3 protein-coding genes are annotated in these 3,197 nt (G+C 73.6%); all 3 read left to right on the top strand.

What is annotated here, in order from left to right; genetic code table 11:
- Positions 1-195 precede the first annotated feature (195 nt).
- Positions 196-666: a hypothetical protein gene (locus ACQ5SO_RS15175; RefSeq protein WP_430942463.1), complete on the top strand. Its 471-nt coding sequence runs from the start codon at positions 196-198 to the stop codon at positions 664-666.
- A gap of 152 nt (positions 667-818) precedes the next feature.
- Entirely contained in the window at positions 819-1,916 is a 1,098-nt protein-coding gene (gene ychF, locus ACQ5SO_RS15170) for a redox-regulated ATPase YchF (protein ID WP_430942462.1), read from the top strand.
- Positions 1,917-2,062: 146 nt separating this feature from the next.
- On the top strand, positions 2,063-2,359 hold the full coding sequence (locus ACQ5SO_RS15165) for a hypothetical protein (RefSeq protein ID WP_430942461.1): 297 nt from the start codon (positions 2,063-2,065) through the stop codon (positions 2,357-2,359).
- Positions 2,360-3,197 lie beyond the last annotated feature (838 nt).

The raw sequence follows: 3,197 nt of genomic DNA, 5'->3' as shown, positions 1-3,197 counted from the left end.
TTTGGTTTGGGGGTTGTGGGGGGGGGGGGGGGGGTTGGGGGGGGGTGCGGGGGGGGGGGGGGGGGGGGGGGGGGAGGCCCCCCCCCCCCCCCCCCCCCCCACACCCCTCTCCCACCCGCTTGCGGGCGTCGCGCGGGGAGGCGGGCCGGGCGCCGCCGCTTCGCCCCGCCCGCCGCATCGCCCCGGAGACGACCCATGTTTCTTCTGCGTTTCGCGGTGAACCTCGTGATCGGCGCGCTGGCCGCGGCGCTGATCGCCGCGCCCTACATCGTGATGGCCGCCGCCCATGCCGAGCGGGGCACGGACGCGACGCAGCCCCCCGCCTACGGCATTGCGCTGATGGTCTGCGCGGCGGCCTGGGCGCTGTTCACGCTGCTCTACACCGCGTTTTCGGGGCGGGTGCTGCGGGCGCTGGGGCGGGGGCTGATCCTGTCGGGCGTCTCGGCGCTGTTCCTGCCGCTGCTGCCGGTGGCCTTCGCCGCCGACATCGCCGCCTTCGACCTGGCGGACATGGAAGGAGACGGGGTGGTGTGGATCCTCGCCGCCGGGGGCTCGCTGCTGTCCTGGTTCCTGGTCATCGCGATCGCCTGGATCCCGGTGCTGCTGGGGGTGGTGCTGGTCCTCGCCGCCCGCGACGCGCCGCCGGTTCCGCGCCGGGAGGGCTGAGGCCCCCCGCGGCGCGCCGAGCGCCCCCGCCCGCGCGAGGCTGGGGCCCGCCCCCCCGCGGCGCACCCGCCCCTGCCCCCCGGGCCTTGACCCCCGGGCGTGCGCGTGCCATCCGCAGCGCGGATCTTTCACGCGCTTCCCCGGAGGGCCTCATGGGCTTCAAATGCGGCATCGTCGGCCTGCCGAACGTCGGCAAGTCCACCCTGTTCAACGCCCTGACCCGCACCGCCGCGGCGCAGGCCGCCAACTTCCCCTTCTGCACCATCGAGCCGAATGTGGGCGAGGTGGCGGTGCCGGACGCGCGGCTCGACGCCCTCGCCGCCATCGCCGGCAGCAAGGAGATCATCCCAACCCGCCTGACCTTCGTGGACATCGCGGGCCTGGTGAAGGGCGCCTCGAAGGGCGAGGGGCTCGGGAACCAGTTCCTCGCCAATATCCGCGAAGTGGACGCTGTGGCCCACGTGCTGCGCTGTTTCGAGGATGACGACGTCACCCATGTCGAGGGCCGCGTGGACCCGATTTCCGACGCCGACACCATCGAGACCGAGCTGATGATCGCCGATCTCGACAGCATCGAGCGGCGCCTCGCCAACCTGTCGCGCAAGCTGCGCGGCGGCGACAAGGAGGCGGTGGCGCAGGACCGCCTGCTGCGCGCGGCGAAAGAGGCGCTGGAAGACGGCCGCCCGGCCCGCACGGTCGAGGTGGACGCCGAGGACGAGAAGGCCTGGGGGATGCTGCAGCTGCTGACCTCGAAGCCGGTGCTCTACGTCTGCAACGTCGAGGAAAGCGCCGCCGCCGAGGGCAACGCGCTGTCGGCGAAGGTCGCCGAGATGGCCGCCGCCCAGGGCGCCGGCTGCGTGGTGATCTCGGCCGCCATCGAGGAGGAGCTGAGCCAGCTCGCCGACGAGGACGCCGCGGAATACCTCGAGGAAATGGGCCTCGAGACCCCCGGTCTCGACCGCCTGATCCAGGCGGGCTACGAGCTGCTGGAGCTGCAGACCTATTTCACGGTCGGCCCGAAGGAGGCCCGCGCCTGGACGATTTCGAAGGGCACGAAGGCGCCGCAGGCGGCGGGCGTGATCCACGGCGATTTCGAGCGCGGCTTCATCCGCGCCGAGACCATCGGCTATGACGACTACATCGCCTTCAAGGGCGAGCAGGGCGCCAAGGAAAATGGCAAGATGCGCGCCGAGGGCAAGGCCTACGAGGTCGCCGACGGGGACGTGCTGCACTTCCTGTTCAACGCCTGACCGGCGGCCCGGGCCGGGCGGCGGCGGCGGTGGCCGCCCCCCGCCCCGGGTATCTTCCAAGTCGTTGAAACACCAATTTTTAACCAGAAATACGTCCCCGACTTCACCTTTCCGAAATGCTGGCGCGGTATCAAGACGCCGAGTGAGTGGAAGGAGTGCTTGAGATGGACATCGGCGTCGCGCCCCCCCTGACCGTCGGCTTCATCGTCGGCGCCTCGGCCGCGGCCGGGACCCTGGTTCTCGGCGGCGGCGTGCTGGGCGCGTTCCTGGCCTATTCCCTGGTCGGTGCGGCCGGGATCGTCGGCGGCGCGATGCTGGCCGCGCACCGGCTCTCCGATGATGGCGACGATGACGACGCCCGGGTCCGCAAGCGGCAGGAGGAAGCCGAGCTTCATCCCTATGCGCAGGCCGCCTTCGCCGGCGCCCGCGCCCCGGGCCGCTGACGCCCCACCCCTTTCCGGACCGAGATGGGCGGCCCGCCGCCCGGAACGCCGCGGCGGAGCCCTGCGGCCGTGGAGCCCTGCGGCGGCGCGACTGCCGCGCGGCGGCGGCGGCGCGGCGGCCAGCACGGCGGCCACTACGGCGGCGCAATGGGTCGCCCAGCACGGCGCCGCGGCGACAGGGCGAAACGACCGGGCGGACCAGCGCGAAGTGGACCGGCGTGGGTTGGACCACCGTGGGTTGGATCACTGGCGGGGACGCGGCGGCGGGGTGAACCACGGTGAGATGGACCATGGCGGGGAGACGGCGGCGGGACGACCGTCCGCGCGCCGCCGACGCCGTCCCCCTTCCGGCGACGCTCCGGCCCGGCGCCATCACCGATCCGGCGGGACGACCGCCACGCTCGAACGCCCGGCCTCGCGCCGGGCGTCGGCGTTTTCCCCCTCGCCTTCCGCGGCCGCGCCAGGCGGCGCCGACCAGGCCCCCCTTCCGACAGGTCGCGAGGCGTCGGGGGCGCGGTTGAATTCGTCGGTCGAAAGCGTCCAAGGCTTCCACGGAGCGGCGGCGGGAGGCGTCTGCGTGGATGGCCATGTGGGGGGGGGCTGGCGCGCGGGGCGCGCTCTGTCCACGCCGTCCTGCATCGGCCGCCCCGCGCGCCGGGTCATGTAATGGCCCGGGACGCCTGCCCCGACGCCTGGAGCGCCATCCGCCGCCGACGGGCGGTTGGCGACGCGCCTCGGGCCCCGGCGATCGGGCGCCAGCGGTCAGACCCCGGCGAACAGCCGGCGGCGGTCAGACTCGGCGGACTGGTGACGACGATCAGCTGGCGGCGATCAAGCT

Source organism: Rhodovulum sp. DZ06 (assembly GCF_050586345.1).
Taxonomy (GTDB): domain Bacteria; phylum Pseudomonadota; class Alphaproteobacteria; order Rhodobacterales; family Rhodobacteraceae; genus JBOCEF01.
The sequence above is the reverse complement of the archived record's forward strand: the minus strand, read 5'-3'. Positions and strand labels throughout refer to the sequence as shown.